General features: G+C 42.4%; 12 protein-coding genes. 1 reads left to right on the top strand and 11 read right to left on the bottom strand.

Annotated features, from left to right (window positions below):
- Window positions 1–195 precede the first annotated feature (195 nt).
- The 10 genes from INP83_RS00465 to INP83_RS00510 all read right to left on the bottom strand — a co-directional run bounded on the left by INP83_RS00465 (window position 196) and on the right by INP83_RS00510 (window position 18,393).
- Window positions 196–2,376, bottom strand: coding sequence for a hypothetical protein (locus tag INP83_RS00465; protein ID WP_219125882.1), 2,181 nt, complete (start codon window positions 2,374–2,376; stop codon window positions 196–198).
- Window positions 2,377–2,439: 63 nt separating this feature from the next.
- The gene (locus tag INP83_RS00470; RefSeq protein WP_219125883.1) at window positions 2,440–3,195 is read right to left on the bottom strand and encodes a DUF3823 domain-containing protein; all 756 of its coding nucleotides are present in this window, start codon (window positions 3,193–3,195) and stop codon (window positions 2,440–2,442) included.
- 10 nt (window positions 3,196–3,205) lie between these two features.
- The gene (locus INP83_RS00475) at window positions 3,206–5,113 is read right to left on the bottom strand and encodes a RagB/SusD family nutrient uptake outer membrane protein (RefSeq protein ID WP_219125884.1); all 1,908 of its coding nucleotides are present in this window, start codon (window positions 5,111–5,113) and stop codon (window positions 3,206–3,208) included.
- Window positions 5,114–5,124: 11 nt separating this feature from the next.
- Window positions 5,125–8,268, bottom strand: coding sequence for a TonB-dependent receptor (locus INP83_RS00480; protein WP_219125885.1), 3,144 nt, complete (start codon window positions 8,266–8,268; stop codon window positions 5,125–5,127).
- 192 nt (window positions 8,269–8,460) lie between these two features.
- Window positions 8,461–10,893 carry a kelch repeat-containing protein gene (locus INP83_RS00485; protein ID WP_219125886.1) on the bottom strand — a complete coding sequence of 811 codons (2,433 nt, stop codon included), beginning with the start codon at window positions 10,891–10,893 and terminating at the stop codon, window positions 8,461–8,463.
- 582 nt (window positions 10,894–11,475) lie between these two features.
- Window positions 11,476–12,771: an HlyD family secretion protein gene (locus INP83_RS00490; protein WP_219125887.1), complete on the bottom strand. Its 1,296-nt coding sequence runs from the start codon at window positions 12,769–12,771 to the stop codon at window positions 11,476–11,478.
- A gap of 10 nt (window positions 12,772–12,781) precedes the next feature.
- Complete coding sequence (locus INP83_RS00495) at window positions 12,782–14,959, bottom strand: peptidase domain-containing ABC transporter (RefSeq protein WP_219125888.1); 2,178 nt, start codon at window positions 14,957–14,959, stop codon at window positions 12,782–12,784.
- Window positions 14,960–14,975: 16 nt separating this feature from the next.
- A complete protein-coding gene (locus INP83_RS00500; protein WP_219125889.1) occupies window positions 14,976–16,409 on the bottom strand; it encodes a TlpA disulfide reductase family protein in 1,434 nt (477 codons plus the stop codon).
- Between the two features lie 56 nt (window positions 16,410–16,465).
- Complete coding sequence (locus INP83_RS00505; RefSeq protein ID WP_219125890.1) at window positions 16,466–16,693, bottom strand: hypothetical protein; 228 nt, start codon at window positions 16,691–16,693, stop codon at window positions 16,466–16,468.
- 107 nt (window positions 16,694–16,800) lie between these two features.
- On the bottom strand, window positions 16,801–18,393 hold the full coding sequence (locus tag INP83_RS00510) for a vitamin K epoxide reductase family protein (protein WP_219125891.1): 1,593 nt from the start codon (window positions 18,391–18,393) through the stop codon (window positions 16,801–16,803).
- Between the two features lie 509 nt (window positions 18,394–18,902).
- Between INP83_RS00510 and INP83_RS00515 the strand changes: the two genes are divergently transcribed.
- Entirely contained in the window at window positions 18,903–20,735 is a 1,833-nt protein-coding gene (locus INP83_RS00515; protein WP_255563215.1) for a glycoside hydrolase family 2 protein, read from the top strand.
- A gap of 20 nt (window positions 20,736–20,755) precedes the next feature.
- Here the strand turns inward: INP83_RS00515 and INP83_RS00520 are convergent, their stop codons facing one another.
- A complete protein-coding gene (locus INP83_RS00520) occupies window positions 20,756–24,760 on the bottom strand; it encodes a hybrid sensor histidine kinase/response regulator transcription factor (protein ID WP_219125892.1) in 4,005 nt (1,334 codons plus the stop codon).
- Window positions 24,761–24,769 lie beyond the last annotated feature (9 nt).

The following is a 24,769-nucleotide window of genomic DNA, read 5'->3' on the forward strand; positions in this document are numbered from 1 at the left end:
ATATTGAACCGCTCTGATGTTCACGCAGTGATCAGCTTCTAAGTGGCCATTCAACTGTAGTAAAAAAAGAATCTAAGTTTTCAATTTGATATATATGTTAAATGGTAAAACAGGGCGATAATAAGCTGCGCTACGCATACACGCTATGTACCGTGTATGGTAGTGAGCAGCCTTCCTTAAACCAACCCCCAAAGTTTACCAACTCAAGGTCACTTTTATTCCGTCCGGGCTGTTTGCAAAGCCCAGGTAAACAGTTTTTGATGATTCGTCCCACGATGTTTTTACATCTTTAATTTGCTGCCCTTTAGCATCTGTCACTTTAGTAGACTTTGGCTTGGCAGGCAAAAGCACACGCATGCTGTTAAGCGTTTTAACGGGACTTTTTACAACGAATGAATAGGTATTTCCCTGCACCTTTTCATCATAAGCACGTGCGGCAGCGGCTAAAACCTGCGGTTTGCTTTTAACGGTTACACGGTTTACGTTATAGAGTAATGATTGCTCGCCCGGGTTGATCACCTTTTGCGCCAACACAGGCAGTTGCGGGTCGAACAGATCTATTACGGGCCCTTTAATGGTATAAGGTTTGGCGTCCGCATTTTCATCCAACACCGAAATCACGTCGTAGGCGCCACGCTCCAGGTAAAGGCTATTTTTAAATTCCAACTTACCGGCTTTGGCATCCGCTTCATAAGCTTGTTTGACTGTTTCTATGTAGTGGCTGTCACCGTTGCTTTGCATAGCATACTCCTTAGGATTTTGGCGAAGCACATAAACAGCACCTCTGCCAACCTCATATTTTTCTTTACCATTGGCCGGTGTAATACCCAAAAGTTTAAATAAATGTTCTGAAGGCGATTTAAAGTTATTGCCTTTAGTATCCCACCATTCCATTACCGATTGGTAAGGGTCATCATCCTTTCCGGTATAGATTAATATGCCACCCTGTTTAACCCATTTGGCTAATGCCTGGTGCACCTCCGGCGAGTTAGGTTTCATGTTCGAATAGCTAACTACTAATACTTTGATATTCTTCAATGTAGCAGCATAGTTCAGGTTTTCCATGTGCACGGTTTGTACCGGCACACCGTGCTTAAGCAGCGGGAGTGTTTGCCCATAGAAGTTTGAAAATTGTGGATCCTCGAAACCGTTATGTGTAGGGAAGCGCTGGAACATTAGCGAATTGCTCATGAGCACACCAATGCCATTTACGCCAGTTACCTTGTTGGCTGATAGAGGCATGCTGTTCAAAGCGTTTACCATTATTTGCATTTGCGTGGAGTAGTACTGTGGTATCAGCACTTTCTCATCGCTGTTGGCAACTTTGTACGGATGGGTGTAGATACGTTCCGGCCATGGCATCACCTCGTAATCGGCAACCATAGGGTACAGCAGTTTAGCTGTGAAAGTTGCCTGATAGTTCTTCTTGTAATCGGCCCAATCGCGAGGCCAGTCTTCTATCGGATCTGTTAAAAAATACATTTTGCGACCGGTTGGTGCTGTCATAGATACCATTGAGCCGTACTCCAGAAAAGCATTCTCAAACACCCGTTCTTTTTTCTCGCCGTTAAAGTAAGTAGGTTCGCGGGAGGTACCCGTCCAAACCTGGGCGATGTAACCATCAATACCCGGCAGCGAGGCTAAACTTGCTTCCGGGCTAACAATTTGCCACGACGAGTAATTGACCAACGAGTGTGTAGCAATAAATACTTTGATAGCTTTGCCCTTACTTTTACCATAAGCTTTTGCATAGTTAGATACATCCTTTATAGCCTCATAATACAAATGGTATTTCAACTTACTTGAGAGATAAGTATTCTCCGCCGATTCATGCTGTGGCTTCCATGGAAATCCATAGTACTTTTGCCATTCTTCTTTAAAAGGTGCACTGTAACCTGCACGGGCCCAAAATTCAGGCTCTTCTAAAAATATGGTGGTAATGCCTGCATCTATCACACGTTTAACCACAGCGGTTTTCATATACTCGATGAATGATTTTACAGGCACCACGTAAGGCATATTTTTACCGTGGAAAATGGTATCACCCTTTTGCGTTACCTGGCCAACGCCGAGATGGTTGATGCCATCCCACCTGCCCAAAAAGTAATCTTCGTAACTGCCCCAGGCAATACCGGTCATAAATTGCGTTTGGTAGCCATGGTCCCGCCATGACTGTACGCGTTGCTCAAAGGTCATCCCTTTCCTGTCGTTAACGCCGTAAACAATGGCAATATCAGACCGCACATCAATTTCCGGCATCCAGGGGCTGCTGGTTTGAAAAGCTGTTTTCTGTTTAGCAGCAACCGACTGTTTTGTTTGTGCCGAAACACCAACGACCATCGCCGCCAACGAACAGGTAAATAGTAGTTTTTTCATAGTTAAAGATAGTTGTAAACCAGCCTTGCGCCGCACCGCGCAGGGCTGGTATTAACAGGCAGATTAAGGTACGGTTACTGTTTTTACATCAGAGTAGTTGTAGTATTTAAGGCCATAATCGATACGGGCACCTACGCGAATGAAATATTGGCGTGTTTTAGGCAGCGGGCCACCCTTTGTAGTGATGGTAACCGTTTGACCTAAAGTTACGTTAGCATCTGATCCATTGAAGTTTACCTGCGTAGAATAACGATCATCAAAGTTATTGTTACCAACATATTTATTTGAGTTAACAAATAACCGCAGATCAGTTACATTTTGCTGAAAGTTAGGATCGTTAGTACCACGGGTTATCTTATAGCTTGCCGTAATGGTTCCGTCTGAGTTTACGGTTGGTTCGCCCACCCACTCTATACGCAGAAAAGGCTCAACCTGAAAGTCTACGGTCTTCGTACCATTTATTTCAACCGTTTGGCTTTTATCAACAACCGTAGCGCCGGTATTGTCCGTTTGTACCAAAGGCACAAATGGCCCCTCCGCACTTATTTTATTGGTGCCTTTAAAAAGCTTAGTATAGTTGTATGTACCATCTTGCATCGAGGCAATATAAAATGGCGTAGGGTTATCGCTCCAGCTTATCTCAAGCAGTTTAATACGCGTACCACTGCCTTGTTCGGTCTGTACGGTTTTACCCGTACCGGCATCTATCACGCTGCCCTTTAAGGTCTCCTTAGGATCCTCGTAATTATCTAATTTACTACACGATGCAGCTAATAAAGCTATGGCGCATGCAGCTATGGAATATAATCTCTTTTTCATGGACTTTAAATTAATAACCTGGGTTTTGAACTAACTTCTGGCTTTTTTGTATCTCTCCGTTAGGGATCTGCTCATAGTACCAGCGCACATCGAAAGTGTATCTTACATTGCGCTCATCAGTACGGGCATCAAAGAAGTACTTCTTATCATTGGCAGAGTAAAACGGCATCAGCACACGGTACAATGTTGCATTTTGCTCTTTATCGGCAGTTCTCCATCTGCGCATATCCCACCATATTTTGTTTTCAAAACCAAGTTCTTTCCTTCTTTCTTTCCTTATAGTGTCAACAGTTAGCAGATCGCCCGCACCTGTAAGCGGTGTTGCGCCTGCGCGTTCACGTATCTGGTTAATAGCGTTCATCGCGTCAGATAAATAAGTGCCGCTTTGCCCAAGGCTGTTTAGCTCCCAAGCAGCTTCCGCATAGTTCAAAAGCACTTCGGCATAACGCATTTCTATCCAGGTTTGGTCAGAACGGTTCTCCAAAACTTCTGATGTAGGTTTATCCGGCACCAACCATTTGCGGATAGAAAAGCCCGAGATAGCACATGTACCATCGCCTGTGAATATACCGCTAAGGCCTGCAGGGTTCATGGTTGTGCCATCGGATAGTTTGTACGGCGTTTGGTTTGCGTTTGAAGATTGAACAATGTTAGTAGTTGGATAATTTGCTGTTGAACCGGCCGGTAATAATGGACTGATACCACCCGCAGAACTGCCGGTATAGATACCACGGCGGATCTCGATACTTTGACCCTTAAATTGGTCGCCGGGTAAAATAACGGTTGCCCTTAAACGCGGCTCAGCGTTCGCAAACAGGTCCATGGTGTTGGTGTACAGATCGTACTTACCGGCAGTGGTAGTTTTTAATGTACCGTCGCTGTTTTTAGGCAAGCCATCAAAAAGTTCAACATAATCAAGCGTTGGATTAACCTCTGCGGAGTAACCGTTTGCACCCATCAGCTGGCGCGGAACATTGTAGGCATCATAACCATGCACCGACTCAGGGTAGTGATATTGTTTTACAAAAACATACTCCGGGCTGCTGGCATCAAAAAACAAGTTAACAAAGTTTTGATATTGTGCTTCTTTGTCGCCTGCTGCCCATGTTTTCTTATAAAGGCTGTATTTTCCATCAAGCAGTTTGGCAGCATCGTAAGCGGCTTTGAAGTAAGTAACCGCTTTTGATGATGGGATACCACATATGCGGGCGCCACCATCAATCAAAGTAATATTGTTGTACTTGGCAATAGAACCTGCAAACAACATTACCCTTGATTTAAAGCCTGCAGCAGCATATTTATTTGCCCGGCCGGCCTGATTGGTTTCGCTCATATTCTGATAAGCGTAATCCAAATCGGCAGCAATGAAATCATAAGTTGCTTCTTCGGAAGCGCGGGGCATGTTTAACCCTGCCAGATCGCTGGTTGGGTATTGCAAAACCTTATCAACCAAAGGCACACCACCGTAACGTTTAACCAGGGCGAAGTAAGTTGCGCCACGTATGAAGCGTGCCTCACCTTTCCATGAGTTAACTTGGGCCTCGCTAAAATTACTGCTGTACTGGTCTATATTCTCTAAGAAGTAATTTACATCTCGTACCAGCCTGTAGCAATCCGCCCATGGCGATTCGTTTACATTTTCCTGCATGGCACCACGCTGGTCGCGGCTAAGCGCCTCGCCGGTAACGGCAGGGAAAGGACTGATGATCCAAAAGAAATTTAAACCTCTCTCGGGTGAATATCTGAAGTCCTCAATGGGTAATTGTGCGTAAAGGCGGGCCATGTAAGCTTGCACGCCACCAGCGTTGCTTAATACGTCTTTATCCTGTATAATATTTATTGGCGGTACATCAAGCTTTTTACATGCCGTTGTCCAGCATATTAAAAAGCAAAGTACGGTGTATATCGTTTTTTTCATGTTGGTAAAGTTTAAAGCTTAACATTAACACCTAATGAGAAGGTCTTATTAAGCGGGTACAGGTAACCATAGGTTGATGATGGGTGCTCAGGGTCAAGGTACTTGACACCTGTAAACGTCAGCACGTTATAACCGTTAACAAAGATCCGCGCGCCTTTGATACCGATCTTTTTGATCGCGCCGGGAGATAGGCTGTAACCTATTTCAGCAGATTTTAACCTTACATAAGATGCATCCTGGATGTTGAACATCGAATTAACATCGGCAGTGGTTCCTGTTAAAGCATAGTTGCCCGGCGTCCATACCGTGTTAGGGTTGTACGGATCGGCATTGGGGTCTGTTGGGTGATACCTGTCCATAAACATTGCTAATGCGCTGCCCCCTCCCCATAGTGGAATGTTTAATTGTTCCTGGTATGATACCGTAACACCGGTAGCACCCTGCCAAACCATGTTAAAATCGAACCCTTTATAAGAGCCACCAATGGTTAAACCGAAGTTTGTTAGTGGAGCGCTGTTGTAAGCTATTGGGTGTACGTCGTCGCCGGTGATCTGTCCATCGCCGTTCCAATCCTGGTAAATGTAATCCCCTACCACTGCGTTGCGTGATACGAATTGGTTGTTGTTCAAGATATCCTGGTAGTTTGTATAGCGGCCTCCAGCGCCGTAGCCCCAGTAAATATTGTTCCAGCGGTTATTCTGGTTATTGTGCCAATTAAGCTGTGAGTTGCCGAAACGCGCCTGTACAACGGTGCGGTTTTGCGTGCGTGCATAGGCAACATTACCCCGGATGTTGTAATTGAATGCACCGATATGATTGCGGTGGCTCAACTCGATCTCAAAACCCTGGGTGCGGTCGCTGTTCAGGTTTTCCTGTGGCAGGGTTGCACCTACCACACTTGGCAAATTTAAGATCTGCGTACCTAACAAGCCTGACCTATCGCGCCTGAAAACGTTAAAGGTTGCACCTATTAATCCATTCCAGGCTTCGGCATCCAAACCGATGTTGTAGGTTTCGGCATTGAACCAGGTAAGGTTTTGGTTAGCTATACCCAGGTTTTCAACGGCGTTCACAAACGTGCCATCAAACACTGAGCCTGGCGGCAGTTGGTTGTTAGAGCCATTGGCGGGATAACGGTAACCGGTGAGGAACTGGTAGGCCAGGGCAGAATCATCACCTACTTTACCGTAAGCCGCCCTTAGTTTCAGGTCATTGATGAACGAAAGACCACTATTTTTCCAGAAATCTTCCTGGGTTATACGCCAGCCCAAAGATGCTGCCGGGAAAAAGCCCCAGCGTTTTGTTGGCGAGAATCGCGATGAGCCGTCCTGACGGAAGCTGACCTCTGCAAGGTATTTGGATTTGTAGTTGTAATTGATACGCCCAACTACCGATTTATTCACATAGTCGTAGATGTCGCCGATGTTGGCAGAACCTATCTGATTTTGTGCATTACCGGCAAATATTTGATCTACAGGCAAGGATAGCTCACGCTGTGCATAAAAGTTGTCCTGCTGGCGGTGGTTCTCTTCATATAACAACAAACCAGTAAAGCTGTGATCGCCAAACGTATGATCGTAATTTAATGATAACTGCATCAGTGTGCCCGGGCGCTCAAACGACTCAGTACGGATAGTTGCCGGCGACTGGTAGGCCGTGGGCCTGTATGTATCGCTGTTGGCGTCGTAGCTGTACTGATTATAAGTTTTTTGGTAAAGCTTATTGTTAGAGTGATAGTAATCATAAGCAAACAAACCTTTAGCACTTAAGCCCTGCACATAAGGTATTTCCCATGTTGCAGATACCTGCGATTGCAGCCAGCGGTTAGTGTACTTACGGTAACCATTCACATCTGCATCTGCAAGTGCCACCGGGTTACTGCCATCAACCTCGCCAATGTTCAAATAAGCCGGATTGTTGTTAGCGTAGATTGGCTGCGTTGGTACCTGGCGCCAGAACGAGCGGATGATCCACCATGCATCCTGATAAGGCTGATTTTTCTCATCAAGCGTTCCGTTAATGTTTACATCAACACTTAAGTTTTTGGTGATGTGGGTAGTTAAGTTAGAGCGCAGATTGTAACGTTTGTAGTTGAGATCGTTGCTGCGCAAAAAACCATCTTGCTGTGTAATACCCATACTTACAAAGTAGTTGGTATTGTCGCTGCCACCCATTGCATTTAAGTTGTGCTGCGATTGCGGTACACTGTTTTTGATAACCGGCGAGTACCAATCTGTACTTGTGCGGGTACCGTTACGGAAGGCATCAAAATCTGCCTGGGAATATTTTACCTGGCCGCCGTTAACGTTGTGCAATAGCTGTTCGTTAACCAGCGTCATAAAATCTAATGCGCCAACGGGTTTAGGCAAGCCGGATGGTACCTGTAAGCCGTAAGTACCGGAGTAATTAAGTTCAAGCGTTCCTTTTTTACCTCGTTTGGTAGTTACCAATATCACACCATTTGCCGCACGAACACCATAAATAGCCGCAGAGGCATCTTTCAACACTGATACACTTTCAATGTCATTCGGATCCAGGCGAGTAATGTTATCGCGGGGAACACCATCAATCACCACAAGCGGGTCGCCGAAACCACGTATACTGAAAGAGTTATCGAATGAGCCGGGTTCGGCTGAATTTTGTGTTACCCTTAAGCCTGCAACTTTACCGGTTAAAGAGTTTAATACGTTCTCGTTTTTAGTTGTGGTGATCTCGCTTCCGGTAACACTGGCTACCGACCCGGTAAGCGTGGCTTTGCGTTGCGTACCATAACCTACAACAACAACTTCATTTAGAGTTGAAGCATTTGTTGCAAGCTTTACATTCAATTGCTTTTGGCCACTGTAAACAATCTCTTGTGTAGCATAGCCCAAAAAACTGAATACAAGCTTTTGGCCGCCGGTTACATTGAGGGTATATTTGCCGTTAACATCCGTAACAGCACCTGTTGTAGTTCCTTTAATGGCAACAGACACACCGGGCAGAACACCCGACTGGTCTGACACTACACCTGTAACCGGTATAGTTTGTGCATTTACGTTAATGCACAGCAGCAAAAGCCAAAACGACAGCAGGCCACATGCCATACTCCCCTTCAGTTTTGCAACATAGCGTGCGCAATGGCGTACACCATAATTGGTAGAGTTTTCATCCATAGATTAATTGGTTAAAATTGGTTTATAAGTGCCGGCAGGCAAGCCCTGGTTACGGCCTGTAATTGGTTAACCGGTGAACAAGTATAAACTGTGGTGTATTAAGAGATGGGTTAACAAAAGGGTTAATAACCTATATTTTTTGTTAACCACAGTAATTTTAACCGGAAAATTAATCAGTAAAGCACGAAGACATTATTTACAGATCTTATCAAACGGGATGGCGTATAGGCTGCCTAATGATCGCTCGTAATCCGCCGCAAAATCATCGTAAGTTTTACGTGCCTGCTCCACCCCTTTTATTCTGCGTACCGCCTTTAATTTGTACTTAATGGCAACATCGTTGAATGGATCCATATTGAGCGCAATACGCGCAAGTTCAAGAGCCTGTTTGTAACGGCCGGTTTCATATATACGCTTCACTTCGGGAATGACAACGCTGAGCAACTGTTCCTCAAAATTTTGTTTAAAATCATCCAGCCAGTTCTCAGGAACATCACGCAATAAAGATCCGCGGGCAAATAACCCAAACTGTTCTTCAACTAACTGCTCTGCTGATATTTCGCCGCGTTGCAAACGATCAAACTCACCTACTAACGTAAAATAGTCGCACCGGAAGCCGTTACTCAATACAAAGCAGTAGGTATCATTAACAAATGTTAGCTCCAGGCCATTTATATCTGCAATAATATTGCGCAGGTGATTAATGGTTACACCGCGGATATTTTTGGTTTTGGTTATTTCCTTATCAGGCCAAAGTGTGGCTGATATCTTTTTAGAGACGACCCCTTGTCCATCCTTACTGTTCAATAGCAGCAAGATAAAAAGCTGTTTGATCTTAGGACTGAATAAATACGTAATATCTTTTCCAGCTTTATCGTAAGCCGTAAACTCACCAAAAAGGTATACGCTATCAGGCCTTTTCTCAGTGTCTTTTGCATTAATTTTATAAGAAGGTAAAATATCATCTTCGCCTTTTAGCGGTACTTTACTATGCCTCCTTTTTCTGACTAAATAGATACCTGAAAAGCCTATAAACAATAATAGTGCACCGAAGATGATGTATTTGTATTGGCTTCTCATGCCTCTGTTTTCGGGCTTTAAAGATGCCAGGTACACGCTCTGTTTTATTGGCGGGGCGGTTAGGGTATAGATTCGGATGGAAGATTGATCGGGCGAGGTAAATTCCTGTGCGGTGCAAATAAACTCGTCCTGCTTAGCATCGTAGAACAAATTAAAATCACTCTCAATACGCTCTGACGTTACCGGAATAACACCACTTACTACTTCGTACGACCCATCTTTAATAGCAAATTTATATAAACGCAGTGCTGTTTTAGGTTTCTCGTGCGGATAGCAAAGGGCATAAAAATACTTGCCATCTTTTGAAACGATAAGATTGTTGGCTGACACAAAGGACTCTCCTGAAGGATCGATCTCCCAAAGCTTTTTGATGGTTCGGTTATTGAGATCAACCTTGTAAAGGTCATAAAAGTGCCGCCCCCCAACAATCTGGTTTCCAGATTGGTTTCCATAGCCGCCAAAAATGTAAACCTCGTTTTTATTGTTAGCCTTGCTGCTGCCAGAGAAAAATCTTGGCAAAATGGTGTCGCCTTTAAAACTTAAGGTTTCCCATGTGTCGGCCGCTTTATTATACGCCAGAAAATCATTGTGGTAAGAGAAGGACCCATAACCGCCAAAAATATAAAAATTGCTGCCCGTATTATCAAAGAACATATTATGATGGTGCCGTTGCTCTTTAGTGGTGGCTTTACCAATGCGTTCCCATGTAAGCGTATTTAAATTAAGCGATACAATACTACTGGCGGTATCTCGCGGCTGCACTTCGTATTCGTACAACTTGCCTTGATCTGCATTTAAAAAACTTTTACCCAGGAACAGCTTTATCGGGTTGGGGTTGGCGTATGGTTTAGCATCTATGGCATCCAATTGTAGATTGTAGCGCACTACAGAATCGCTTTTGAACATTAGTAATTGTTGCGTGGCATCGTTAAAATTAAGCCCTGCTACTTCTTTAAAATTCCGCTTAAACTTTAATGCCCAAAAGAAAGATCCATTAATAAGCCAGTTAGGATGATCAACAAAACCCAAAGGGTCGCCTTCATCAGTATGTACAATATTTCCCTTCCACTCATCAAGCGGAAAATGATAAAGATCACCACCGCTGGTTACCGTAAGATCTTTGATTGCCATTTTAGGCACATCTGAGTAGTGTGAATTTAGCCCGAAAGTTATTTTGGGCGTAATACTTTTATCGAACCCGAAACCCTTTGCCTGATAAGATTTGCCGTTGATAATAATGCCGACGCTATTTTTCAGAAGATCAACAATCACCTTAACCTTCATCCATTTGCGCCGCTTAAGCAGATCGATATCAAGCGGTATCTCTATTTTATTGCTTTTGCTATCAATATTAAAATTCAGAGTGGGCGAACCATTATGATTATAGATGTAGGTTAAGCTATAGGAATTATTTTTTGTATCTGTAATGTTAAATACATACCCCAGGTGATCGTTATCCCAAAGGGACAGATCAAACGCCATTTCAAAGCTATCATGAAAGGTGGGAGCTTCCCTAAACACGGTATAGGAAGTACGCCTGCTCATGAGACTATCGTTAGAATTGAATTGCAGGCCCTGTCCACGCCCTTTTAAGGCGCAAAAAATGAACGAGAACAAAATGACTAAAACAAGATTCGAACGAAGTGACATTGATAACGAAATCTAAGTAGTTTCGTAATAAACAATTTCAAATTTAAGCTTTTTACATTAGATGGGACGGCAAGTTCAAAACTTGAGATAATTTTTTAGGTTAAGGATCGCAGCACTTAGATCTAATTTCTTATAAGGCTTAGTCACAAGTTACAATCACTGTTTATTAAGCCAATCACAAACAAGATCGTTAGTAAACATCAAAAGTCGCTGAATGTAAAGATCAAAGTAAACGACATAATATGCTGCTGCAGTTAGTAAATACCGGAAAGTGATGTACCGTATTCATGGGTTCTTCGGTAAGCCAGTTCCCTGATCTAAAAGCCATTAAAATGACAACCTGGCCGGTTAGTGCTTATCGTAAAAAAGCTGCAGATGTACTCGCTGACGTGCTAAAACAACATGCCCAAGACTATTATATATCAAGAGCTAACCTCTACAACTGCGCATCTAATAATAATGTTGAAGCGCTGGCCTTTACTGAGAGTTCATTGCCCTTACAATATTTCTTGTAAGCCTTTGCAGAAGTGTGGCATCTTCTGTGATAATATCAGCATCGGCAACCATACCCTGTTTTAGCTGTATAGGCTTTTTCATATCGGAGCTTTTGGCTTCAAAACTTACCTTCGAAATAAAAACGCTGTCTTTGTAAGGCACATCAGCAATATAACTTATACGCCCCCTAAGCATGCCGTATTCCTCAAAGCGGTAGCTGCGTAGTTTCACCAAAACCTGCTGTCCTTGCCTAACCTTCCCCAGGTTATCTTGCGGGATATTCATCTCACCGAAATATTTCTCGTTACCGGTATTAATGTAAAATACATCTGCAGATGGCGACACCATTTGATTTCGTTGGATATTGCCGGCGAAAGAGATCTTTCCTTGTTCAGAAGCGGTTAACACGTATTTATTTTTCCAGTCTTCGGCCTGGCTAATGAGGCTGTTCAGTGCCTGCGAAAATTTGGCCTTCTCCTCGGAAACCTGGTTATCCAGTTCTAATATCTCTTTTTGCTTGGCCAATAAATTGGTCTTGGCAGCTATGATAGCTGCATCAGTTTGTATCAAAGGCGATTTGCGGGCGAGATATTTACTTTCCTGCTGCCTTAACTCTGAAGGTGTTTCAACTTTTTGATCTGCCAGTTTGCGGTGCACTTTAAAGTCTTCTTCTGCCAGCGCAAGATCGCGTTGTTGCAATGTACGTTCGCTATTTAATTGCTCGGCCTGTTTATTAAGGCTGGTAATGTCGTTGAGCAGGTAATTCCGCTTTTTAAGCAGGAAACCGCTTTGTACCGCAGTATTGTAAGACAACAAGGACTGACTGAAGGTTTGAAACGCGCCCTGTAATTCGCCAAGCTGATCGAAATGTTTAGCCGCATAAAGATCAGCAGCAATAATGTTTCCTGATGTAAACTGTTGCCGCAGCTGCGTTAATGAAGTTATGAGTTGCAATACCTGAGCATGATCTGCCGTGCTTTCAAGATAGGCAAGTGGTTGGCCGGCTTTTACAGTCTGGTTATTTTGTACAAGTAATTTACTTAACCTGCCGGTAATTTTGGGTATCACGGGTTTTGCCACATTCGGCGACGTGATGCTGAGCTTCGCTTTAACGATTTCCGGGTATCGGATAAGTGCAGATAGGCTTAAGATCAAAACTAAGGTGCAGAAAAACACGGTTGTGCCCCATCGCAGTACCCATGATGGCACCGTTGTGATGATATCCTGCATATCGTCGCTATGACGCGCGGATGTTGCTATGTCGTTATTTAATGGCATATTAAACTTATCAGGCACCTAACTCCAATTGATTTTTTACCAGTTCATAATACTTGCCTTTAAGCGCAGTTAATTGCTTATGGCTACCTTGTTCTATAATGGCGCCTTGTTCCAGCACAATAATGTTGTCAGCATTATTAACTGTACTTAACCTGTGCGCCACAATCACCACCGTACGGCCAGTGAAAAAAGATTGCATATTATTCATGATCACCTTCTCGTTGTTAGCATCCAGCGCGTTGGTGGCTTCATCGAAGAAAAGATATTCCGGGTCTTTGTAAACTGCCCGGGCAATCAGCAACCGCTGCCGCTGTCCTTGGCTTATGCCATTCCCCTCAGCACCTATTTTTGTTTTGAGTCCCAGCGGCAAGCCGTCTATCAGATCCTGGATGTTGGCGACATTGATAGCGTGAGCAAGTTTAGCCTTATCAGGATGATCATTGCCTACAGCAATATTCCGCTCAATGGTGTCTGAGAAGATGAAGCCGTCCTGCATTACTACACCACATGCGTTACGCCAACGCTTAAAGCCAATATTACTCAATAGCTGTCCGCCAACTTTTATTTCTCCGGCGTTGGGTTCGTAAAAACGCAATAAGAGCTTCAGGATGGTGGTTTTGCCACTACCGCTCATGCCAACAATTGCCGTGGTTTTGCCTTGCGGTATCTCCAGGCTTATATTTTGCAAAACGGGTTCATTACCCGCCCCCGGGTATCTGAAAGTAAGGTTATTAAGGCTGATACTTAAATTTTGCGGTAGGCTATGATTAAACTCCCGTTCGATTGGCTCTTCGTCGGCCATTTCATGTATCTCGTTAAGGCGTTCCAGGCTGATACGTGCATCCTGAAAGTTCTGGATAAATGTTAAAAATTGTTGTACCGGCGCATTAAGCTGACCGATGATATATTGTACAGCCATCATAGCACCTAAAGTAAGCTGGCCATCTATTACAGCTTTAGCACTTAGAAAGGTGATGGCCAGATTGGTAGCCTCATTGATAAATGTAGACCCGCCTTGCTGGTATTGGCTTAAAGCTAAACTTTTAACATTAAACTTAAAAAGGCGCGCTTGCAGATGTTCCCACTCCCAGCGCTTTTGCTGTTCGCAGTTATTTAATTTAATCTCCTGCATGCCGCTTACAAGCTGCACAACGCTGCTTTGATTTTTGGCGGATATCTCGAAACTTTTGTAATTAAGCTCCCTGCGGCGTTTTAAAAAAGCCATTATCCAACCGGTGTAAAGCGCACTGCTTACCAGGTATACAAAAAATATTACAACGTTGTAATAGGCCAGCACCACGGAGAAAATGACCAGGTTGAACATGGAAAACAGCGTGGTAAGCGTTGAGCCGGTAATAAAGCTCTCTATGCGCCGCTGATCGTTCATGCGCTGCATGATATCGCCCGTCATTTTGGTATCAAAAAAGCTGATGGGCAGTTTCATGAGTTTGATAAGGAAATCCGTAAGGATAGAGATATTAACCCGTGTGCTGATGTGCAGTAGTATCCACGAGCGGATAAACTCTACACTTACCCTGCCTATAATGAGCATCGCCTGGGCAATGATAACAATATATACAAAATTGAGGTTACGTGTATTGATACCAATATCTACCACCGACTGTGTTAAGAATGGCGTTATCAGCTGCAGCAAACTGCCGATACCCAAGCCGAACAAAAGTTGTATGATCAATTGCCTGTAAGCAACCAGGTACCGTAGCAAGAAACTCCAGGTAACGGAAGTATTCTTTTCATCTTCCTGCTCGTAAAAATAAGGGGTTGGTGCCAGCAGCAGGGCAATACCTTCGTTAGCTTCAACATCTGAGATCCAGTTTTTGCTGAAATCTGCCTCGCTTAAGGTTACCAGGCCGCTTCCCGGGTCGGCTATGTAGTATTTGTTTTTCTTTATTTTATAAAGTACCACAAAATGGTTCTGCCGCCAGTGCAGTATGCAGGGTAATTCCGCTTCTTTTAAATCGCGCAGGTTTAGCTTTGCCCCCAAAGAGCGAAAACCTATCTTTTCTGCCGCATCACTGATGCCCAGAAGCGATACCCCCTCGCGGTTGATCTCGCAAAGCTGCCTTAGCGTTTGGATCTTAAAATTACGGCCGAAATGCTTTGCCACCATGCGCAGGCAGGTAGGGCCGCAATCCATTTGATCAGGTTGTTTGTAAAAGGGGAATGGCATAGCTGGTGATAAAGTATTAATGGTTGAAGTTTAAAAGCATAATTAATTCTTTTTCAAACGCCGGCTCAACCGGTTGGTAAAAATCAGCAGCTAATATTTGGGAGCCTTTCAACACGATATATCTTGGTATCAAGTTCATTTTTAATTTACTTACTAATTCTTTTTTTAGATGAGGTAGCAAATAAAAATTGTTTTCTGTGAGATAAAGGGCATCTTTTTTAGACGCTTCTTTCCAGGCCTCCGGTTTTTCGTCCAGGTTTACGGAAATGAATTTTATTGGATATTTGCCTAATTTCTGCTTTATTTTGTGTAAAAGGGGTAATTGCTGCCGGCAAGGTAAACACCAACTCGCCCAAAAATCAATAAAGGTATATCGTGCAGGTTCATCAATCACTTTTTTAAAGTCGATGATTACTCCATTCGATGAAAGTAGCTTGTTATTTAAAGGAAAATATTTAAGGGCGTTGTGTGCGAGGCTGTCTAACGCGCCAATGTAGGCTGTGTTTACATAGCGCTGCCGATAATCCTGCAAAATAGCGCTATATGCAGCTCCAGTTTTTACAGGACTTTTTTTAAGACACACATTTAAATAACCGGATTTATATTTACCGAGATCTTCGTTAGCTGCGGCGTTATAAATATTTATTCCGTTTGAAAAATCCTTGTTTTGCTTAATAAGCTTCAGCCTGACATAACCATCAATGACATCCAATAATTCGTTTGTAATAAATAGATTTTTATCGTTAATAATATCTTTTATTTCAGTTAATCGGCTTCCTAATAAAGTTGCTGCAGGTGGGAAAAACGTTCCGTCCCCTTGCCATAACCAGTCAAAAAGCTTTTTATAATAATGAATCCGACAGATCAATCGGCGATTTTCATCATTAGTTTCATTAAGCCCGCGTGAAATAACATCAGCACTAATTTCCTTGAGTTCTTCTTCATATTTTTCATTAAAATATTGAAGAAAAGAAAGCCAGGCATCATTTTTTGATTGATTGCCTGGTTTAGCAGCATGCGGCTTTACATTACTGTAATAAGATACCGGTTTTTCAGCAATTATGTTGTTAGGTTTACAACGACTGGTGTTTAAAAAGGGTTTGTTTTTATAAGACAGGTATAGGCTGTCGCCGGGCTGTGCAAGAAACACATAGTACATGATTTTCCAGTCGCCTTTTAAATCGTCGTTTAAAATACCATATGACCAAGAAATCGGATGAGCGGAATATATTTTTTTGGTTATTACACTATCTTTAGATGATTCATTATCAAATACAAGCGTATGAAAGTTGAACAAACTATCATAGTATTGAAATGAAATGGTTTCTTGTTTAGATAAACTAAATAGAATGGTAACATAATTGGAGTTTGCAGCAGTTTTAACGGGCTTACTCCACACGGATACTACTGTTAGCTGTAGTAAAAGGAATAATAAAAAGTATCTTTTCATTTAGAGTTGTTAAAAAGATTAAGGAGAGGGAAACTACACTCCCTCTCCTTTTAAAATTATGACGGATTGCCACCACCACAGCTGTAGCCACAGTGATAAACCCCATTACCAGGATCCATAATTAAAGCCACACAGCGATCATTTGCCTCACTTGAATTACTTGCGCTCGTAGCGATAGTTTGCGGATTACTGTAGTTTGGGCCAGAAACAGTTAAAGTACATTGTGCCACTCCACCCATAACATTTTTCATCTCTACTCTCGAGAGTTTCATAAATTTAGACATAAAACAAAAAATTATAATTTAGTTATCTTTGCCGAAACCACGCCCCGGCAACTTAGGCTGCATTCATTTTTAAAGTGTATGCTCCTTTACTTTCGCGAGAAGTATCTTTATTGCTGTGCCAGCAGGTATTTTATATCCTGTATACGGTAAGCATCAGGTAAGCGGTGTCCGTTTACCAAAATGGTGGGCGTGGCTTTTATATCTGCCATATCGCACCAGGCACGCTGTTTTTCTAATTTGTAAAACTGGTTTTCGTTAAGTGTTACCGGGTGCTTATTTGCCCAGGCCTCATAGCTTTTTTGTTTTTGCTCATACCAATCATGCAGTGCAAGTTTAACTGCTGCTTCGTCTTTCTGGTCGGCAAGCGCCATAAAGTGTCGTGTAACCGGCGTTTTTATATCGCCATCGTAATTACTGGCAGTAAAAACCAACCTCACTTGAATACCCAAATTAGTATCAAGCCATTTATCAAGCACGCTGTGTGTGTTAGCACAGGGTGGGCAATATGGATTGCTTACCATTGTGATGATGTTATCCGCCTCCACATTACCTAAGACGATGCTCCAGTCGGTATGCGGCAGCGCATATTTTGGTTGCTCTTTTAACAGGTTGCTAAAAACTTCCTGGTTGTATTTAAACTTTCGAAGCTGCTCTTTGATGATAGTTCCCTGCTGGTTTTGTAGCAGTAGCGGCTTAAGCAGTAGCCAGCCAGTAACCGGGAGCGCTAAACACAAAGCTATAATGACAAATCCGCTTGCAGCAGGAATATTAAACGGCTGATTGAACAATGTTATAAATGAGCCGAACTCCAGCCACAACAAAGCTTGTGTAACGCAGCAAAACAGGCACCATTGTTTGGCAACCCTGGCTTGGTAGTATATGGAGTAAAAAGTATAAGGTAAGCTCAAAATATTCAATACGGCAAGCACTTGCAGATTGGCTAAATTGTTACCTGAGAATAGCACTGCTAACCAGGTACCGGCAAAGTAAAAGAAGCCAACATCACTCCAGCTTAAACCCTTAACTACATTAGCCGCCTTCGACGATAAAATGGCGTTACAATTTGTTTTACCACCGCCCCCGCACAAGGTTTGTACGAGAGGGTTATTTTTATCGATGCTTTGTACCAATAGCAAAATTGAAACAGCCAAACCAGCCGTTTTTACAATAAGCAAAGCGCCTGACTGCCAGATGTTGATATTATTTACAAGTAGAAAAATGCCTCCTGCTATTAGAACACAAATTAGAGCCGCGATGATATTTCCGCTTACCTGGTTAAAATGGAATGCGCTTTTAGATTGCGGTTTGTGTGTTTCACCGTTATGTTCGGGCACCAGTACAACACCATCAAAAATGTCATTAAATTCCTTTAAATTCATTTTATGGCTGCCGCTATTGTCGCTTATTACGGTAAGCATACCACCGGTTACCCTCTTTACCAGCATAAACTCATGCCCTGGCTTTGTGGTGTGTGCTATAAACGGGCAAGGAACATCCGGCAGATCATCAGGTTGTATTCTGTACGCCCCGGCTTCAGCACCAAAATTATTAAGAACATCGTTTATAGCTAATAAATTAGGATAATCAGGGTGTATTTCCAGTTCTTCATTTACTTCCTCTGCTGATACCTTGGCGCCAAGTGCGGTTAGTAATTCATAAGAAACAAACTCTGGGTTATTGTATCGGGAGTTAAATTTCATGTAAGCGTATTAGGTTTTACTAAAACTAAGAAGTCAAATTTTAACACGCAAGAAATATTTTAAAAATGCGTGATTTTACGCGATCATAATTTAAAGCAGCGGCTCTTGTAAAGGATTGCTTCGATTGAATCCCCAAGACATCGAATTTTTGGATGAGTAATTCTTATACTGATAATTACTGCGGTCAGCAAATTTTAACAGTTAAAATAGTTGATAGCATGTATTGGTTTATTATTAGCTGGCCATTTTTTTCGGCCTAATTAAGCAAAATAGCCGTCGGCGATTATTAGTGATCGCTTGCTGGTCATTAAGTTTCAGCATTTAATTGCACGCATGGGATAGTGGGAGTTACCCGTAATTGCTGATAAACGTAAACGATTTTATTCTTTCTATCAGATAACAGTGGCAGCGTATCTTCACGAACAAGCTTCCAACTGAAGATGAGCCATGCCTTAACATCTGTTTAGCTCATAATACAAAAGCTGTATATTGCCCATCTAACTGCCTATATGATGATCTCGAAAACCAAAAAAATCATATTATTTGCCATAGCTGCCTATTTTACTTTATACTCCTTTAACGTTTTTGCACAGGAAGCACAATTGCCAACACCCTGGACAAACGATGCAAAGACAGCAGCTGTACCTTTAAATGAATATCCGCGCCCGCAAATGCAACGGATTGAATGGATGAATCTCAATGGAAAATGGGATTATCAGGGCGGCAGATCGGTACCAAGTGCACTCGACCCGCAAAAGCCCGCGGAATTTAAAGATATTAAGCAAAACATCTTGGTGCCTTATTGCCCGGAGTCCTACTTATCCGGCATACAAAAGAAGCAGGAGATAAATATGTGGTACCGTCGTGCTTTTGAGGTGCCAGCTGCATGGAAAGGAAAAGATGTAATATTAAATTTCGGCGCGGTAGACCACGACGCTACCGTATTTATAAATGGTAAAAAAGCAGGAAGCCATTCAGGGGAGTACGACGGTTTTAGTTTTAATATCACGCCATATCTTCAGAAGGGAAAAAATATCATCGTTGTAGCTGCTCATGACGCTAATGATGGTAAAGCGCCTTCCGGCAAAAACGGTCCGAGAGGGGACTACACTTTCAGTTCCGGCATATGGCAAACCGTTTGGCTGGAGCCGGTTGCGCATAATCACATCAAAAGCATTAAGCTCTTACCCGATGTTGATGGCAAACGTTTAAAGGTGCTTGTAACTTCAGGTGCTGCGGGCAGTGTGACAGCGATTGCGTTAAATGGAACAAAAGAAATAGCTCAAGTTAAAGCTGCTGCAGGAAGCTACTTTAATCTACCGATCGAAAAACCGGAACTATGGTCGCCTGATCACCCCTTTTTGTATGATCTTAAAATAACACTGCGCAACAGTGATGGCAGTATTGCTGATGAAGTAAGCAGTTATTTTGGTATGCGTGATATTAAACTGGCTAAGTTAAACGGCATTGTACGCCCATTTATAAATGGTAAATTCATGATGCAGCTTGGCTTGCTTGATCAGGGTTACTGGCCAGATGGCGTGCTTACGGCACCAACCGAGGATGCTTTAAAGTTTGATATTGAATTTACCAAAAAAGCAGGTTACAATCTCATACGTAAACATATGAAGACAGAGCCGCAGCGTTTTTATTACTGGGCCGATAAATTGGGGCTCCTGGTTTGGCAGGATATGCCTGCAATATGGTATCAAAACGAGGATACCACGATTAACCGCAAGGTTTTCCGTAAAGAATGGAAAGCCATAATTGATGAACATTACAATTCGCCCTCTATCATTACCTGGGTGCCCTTTAATGAGAACTGGGGTGCTTTTGATGTGAAAAATATAACTGCATGGACGAAGCTGTACGACCCATCCAGGTTAGTGAACGGCAACTCAGGCTTTAACAATAATCCAGACTATCAGAAACCCTACGGCGACCCGGGCAACGGCGATTACGTAGATACGCATATCTACGTTGGGCCATATGGCGCATCCGTACCTGATGCGAAACGCGCAGCATCGCTGGGAGAATTTGGTGGTGTGGGCTTATTTGTTCGTGAGCATATGTGGCCGGTGGAAAACAATGCGTATGACTATGAGCCAACTCAATCAGCGTTGACCGACCGCTATGTTTTCCTGCTAAATCGTGTAGAACAACTGCTGAAATATAAAGGGTTAAGCGTAGCTATTTACACACAAACCACAGATGTTGAGCATGAAGTAAACGGTGTTTTGACCTATGACCGTAAGGTTGAAAAAATGGACACCAAACGCATAAGGGAAATAAATCAATCAGTCATTAAATCAGGCGCCGAATTAAACAATGTGCCTAACTGATCGCCGGTGTGATATGTAATCTAACTGCTAATGACATTATTTTTAGCTACCACTCTTTTAGCTTGCTGATATTCGCTGGGGGTGGCGCCAAACTGTTTTAGAAAGTTACGCCCTAAGTGTGACTGCGAACTGTAACCAACCATTGTGGCAACTTCATATATTTTATAATCTGTTTCTTCCAGCAGGCGGGCAGCGGCCTTTAAACGGGTTATGTTTATTAGCTCATTAATAGTAAGGTTTGAAATAGCTTTTATTTTACGGTAAAGCGTTGGTTTGCTCATATTCATAATATTGGCAACTTGCTCCACATCCAGTTCTGGGTCTTGCAGATGGTTAACAATTACCGAGTTCAGCCTATCCAAAAAACTTTCATCAGGTGCAGAGTAAGCCATGGACTTAAGAAGGGCCTGGGGTGTGCTGGCAAAATAATCCTTTATCTTATTCCGGTTGATGAGCAAATTAGCTACCTGCACTTGCAAATGCGCCGGGGAAAAAGGCTTTTCAATGTAGGCATCAGCCCCAACCTCTAAACCTTCTATTTTACTTTGAAGGGTATTTTTAGCTGTAAGCAATATGATAGGTATATGACTATGATCGAAATTGGTTTTAACCAGCTTACATAATTCAAAACCATCCATCACAGGCATCATCACATCACTAATGATCAGTTGGATGTTTTCTACACTGATCATCTCAAGCGCATCTTTACCATTAAGCGCCGTAACAATAGCGTACTGTTCACTCAGCTCATCTGAAATGAAATCAAGTATTTCGGGATTGTCGTCTACAATTAGAATCGTTGGTTTCATAAAATCTAAATTTCCTTTCCGTCCTGGCATCAATGTATGCTCGTACTCATCCTGATTGTTATGCAGATCAAATTCTTTTTCTTGGTGAATAGGCAATGTAAGTGTGAATATATTGAACCCATTTAAAGGTTTGTTCAAAAACAGCTTTCCATTATGCAAATCCGCCAATGATCGGGATAACGAAAGCCCTATGCCGGTACCCACCTCATTTACAGATTCTTTCATCCTAAAAAATGGCTCAAATATCTTATCACAAAATTCATAAGGTATTAAACTGCCATTGTTACGTACAGTAATGTGAAACGAACAATCGTTATCCTTATATGGCAATAATTCGATCTCTACTTCCGATGTGCAGTATTTAAGTGCATTACTGATAAGATTACTTACAATTTTGGTAAAGGCTTCCGCATCAATATAAGCATACAAAGTTTTGGAAGGCTGCTTAAGTTTATAATTAACATTACGTTGCTCGGCCATGTGATTAAATCGCTGAAATATCCCCGTGAGCAAGCTGTTAACATCACACTTCACAAAACTCAGGCTAAAACCGCTGGTCTCCGTTTTCCTGAAATCAAGCAATTGGTTGGTAAGGTCAAGCAAGCGGTCAGTATTCCGCTCCATGGTCTTCAGGTTTTTGTGAAGCTCGGGCAGTAATTCAGCCTTCTTCATTACCTTTTCCATTGGTCCTTTTATTAAGGTAAGCGGGGTACGTATCTCATGCGCTACATTAGTAAAAAACTCAATTTTGGCGTTATAAAGTTCTTTTTCTTTATCGTTTTCCAGTTGCTTAATGAAGCGTTCGTTTCGCTCGCGTGTGCGACGATGATAAGCGCGTAACAGGTAAAATGTTCCTGCTAAACATACTAAAGCGTAGATTATATAAGCCCATATACTTGCCCAAAAGGGCGGGTCAATATCGATGCTGATCACCGTTTCCCTATCACTCCACACTCCGTTGTTATTTGCCGCCTTAACAACAAATTTATAGTGCCCCGGTGGTAGTTGAGTAAAGTAAACCTTGCGGTTAGTTTTAAGATAAGTCCAGCTTCGGTCAAGTCCCTGCATTATGTATTTGTACTGGCTCATTTCCGGCGCAGCAAAACTCAAAGCAGCAAAATCTATACTGAATGACGATTGACGATGGTTTAACCTGATGTGGTTTGTGCTAATGATCGATTGCTTTAGCAATGAATCGGGGCCGTTAACGGATATCTCGCTGTTATGCACCTGGAAACCCGTGATGTAAACCGGTGCTACGAAATTATTAAGCTTGAATTCTGCCGGATTAAAGCTGATCAATCCTTTTACGCATCCAAAGTACATGGTACCGTCATCATCCTTAAAAGCTGAATTATAATTGAATTGATCACTTAACAACCCATTAGCACGAGTGTAAATTTTAATGTTATCATTTCTCAGATCAAGAGACAACAAGCCGCGCGTAGTACTCACCCAAATATGCTTTTGTTCGTCTTCCAGAATTTTGAAAACATAATTACTTGGCAAGCCCGTATTTACACTGTAATATTTAAAACGCTTGCTTAGGGGGTTATACTTCCATAGCCCCAGTCCCTCTGTAGCAAACCAGATATTGCTGTCGCTGTCTTCAAAAATGCCATTCACTGTTGTAGATTGTAGCGCATCCTTAACCGGGTAATCATAAGCAAGCTTTGTAGCAGTATCGTTCTGAGGGTCATAAACGTAGATCCCATCCCTTACAGTCCCTATCCAAATCAATCCATTATGATCTTCCGCGACCGAATAAATAAAATTATCCCGGGGGATTTTATCTACTTGTTTAAAAATATTGCTTACAGTATTATACTGATACAAGCCTTTGGTGGTGGCAACAAGTATAATGCCTGTGCTTGTTCTGCAGAAGCCAATAACGAAATTGCTTTTAAGCATGTTAGCGCCATTACCCGCCACAAATATTTGTTTAACCTTGCCCGTTGGGATATCAAAAATGTTTAAGCCTCGTTCAAAGGTGCCTACCAGCAAGTTATTACCACTTGCTAATAACCCATGTATGTTGCTGTTAGATAACCCGTTTGCAGCACCCGGAAAATAATGTGTCCATGTGTTTTTGTCGGCGCTTAGTTTGTTTAGGCCATTATCTTCGGTACCCAGCCAGAAGTTGCCAAACTTATCTTTGCAAATCTCACGCACTACGTTGCCTTTCAAACTATTGTTATCGGCCCCAGGATAATACTTATTAAAAGTGGAGTATTGCTTAGGATAATAATTTACGCCACCGAAATAAGTACCGGCCCACATCCCTCCTTCCCTGTCGCGACACAAACTGTAAACCGCGTTATCTGATAGCGAGTAGTGATCGTTGTAGTTCTTTTTAAGATTAGTGAATTTATGGCTTAAGGCATCATAAATAAAAACACCCGACTCGGTAGCTATCCAGTATTCGTTCTCGCTGCTTTTAAAAAAATCGCGCACATATATCTCAGTATGATCTGCATTGTACGTAAGGATATCGGTATAACTGCCGTTTAGGCAATCAAATTCTTTAACACCCTGGTTGGCAGTTCCTACCAATAATTTATCATAACCTGCTGCATATATCTTTTCAATAAAATTTGATGCTACTGCCGAAGAATGATCAAAAAGATCATAACTTTTGAATGTTCCATTACTTACGTTAAATTTTTCAAGGGTTCCGCGGGATGTGGCAACCCATATATCATCATGATTTACAGCAATTGATGTGGCCTCAAATTGCTTCTGTGTCAGGAAATTGGTTGATACACCTGTACTTTTATTAAACCTGATTAGTGCTTCACCTGTAACAAACCAGCAGTTGTTGTGAGTATCCTGAACGATTTTTCTTACACTTTTTCGGGAGTCACGATAGATGTGCTCAAAGCCTTCTGTTTTAAAATCAAATTTATCAAGGCCATTATCAGTACCTACCCATAGGTTGCCTTCAGCATCCGTACTTAAAGCATGTACGATGTTGTTAGAAAGGCTTTTTTTATCTCGAGGATCATGTCTGAAGGTTTTATAGGCATAACCATCAAAACGGTTAAGGCCGTCTTTAGTACCAAACCATATAAACCCGCGGTTATCCTGCGCAATACAATAAACGGTATTGTGCGATAGGCCTTGCTCAACCTGGTAATGCTTAAAGTAGTGTTTTTGAGCACTACTACTGCCAACAAAGCTGAGGCACAAAAGAATGCTGAGTAAAAGTTGTTTCAAATTGGTGTA

This window comes from Mucilaginibacter sp. 21P, from assembly GCF_019331605.1.
GTDB lineage: Bacteria > Bacteroidota > Bacteroidia > Sphingobacteriales > Sphingobacteriaceae > Mucilaginibacter > Mucilaginibacter achroorhodeus.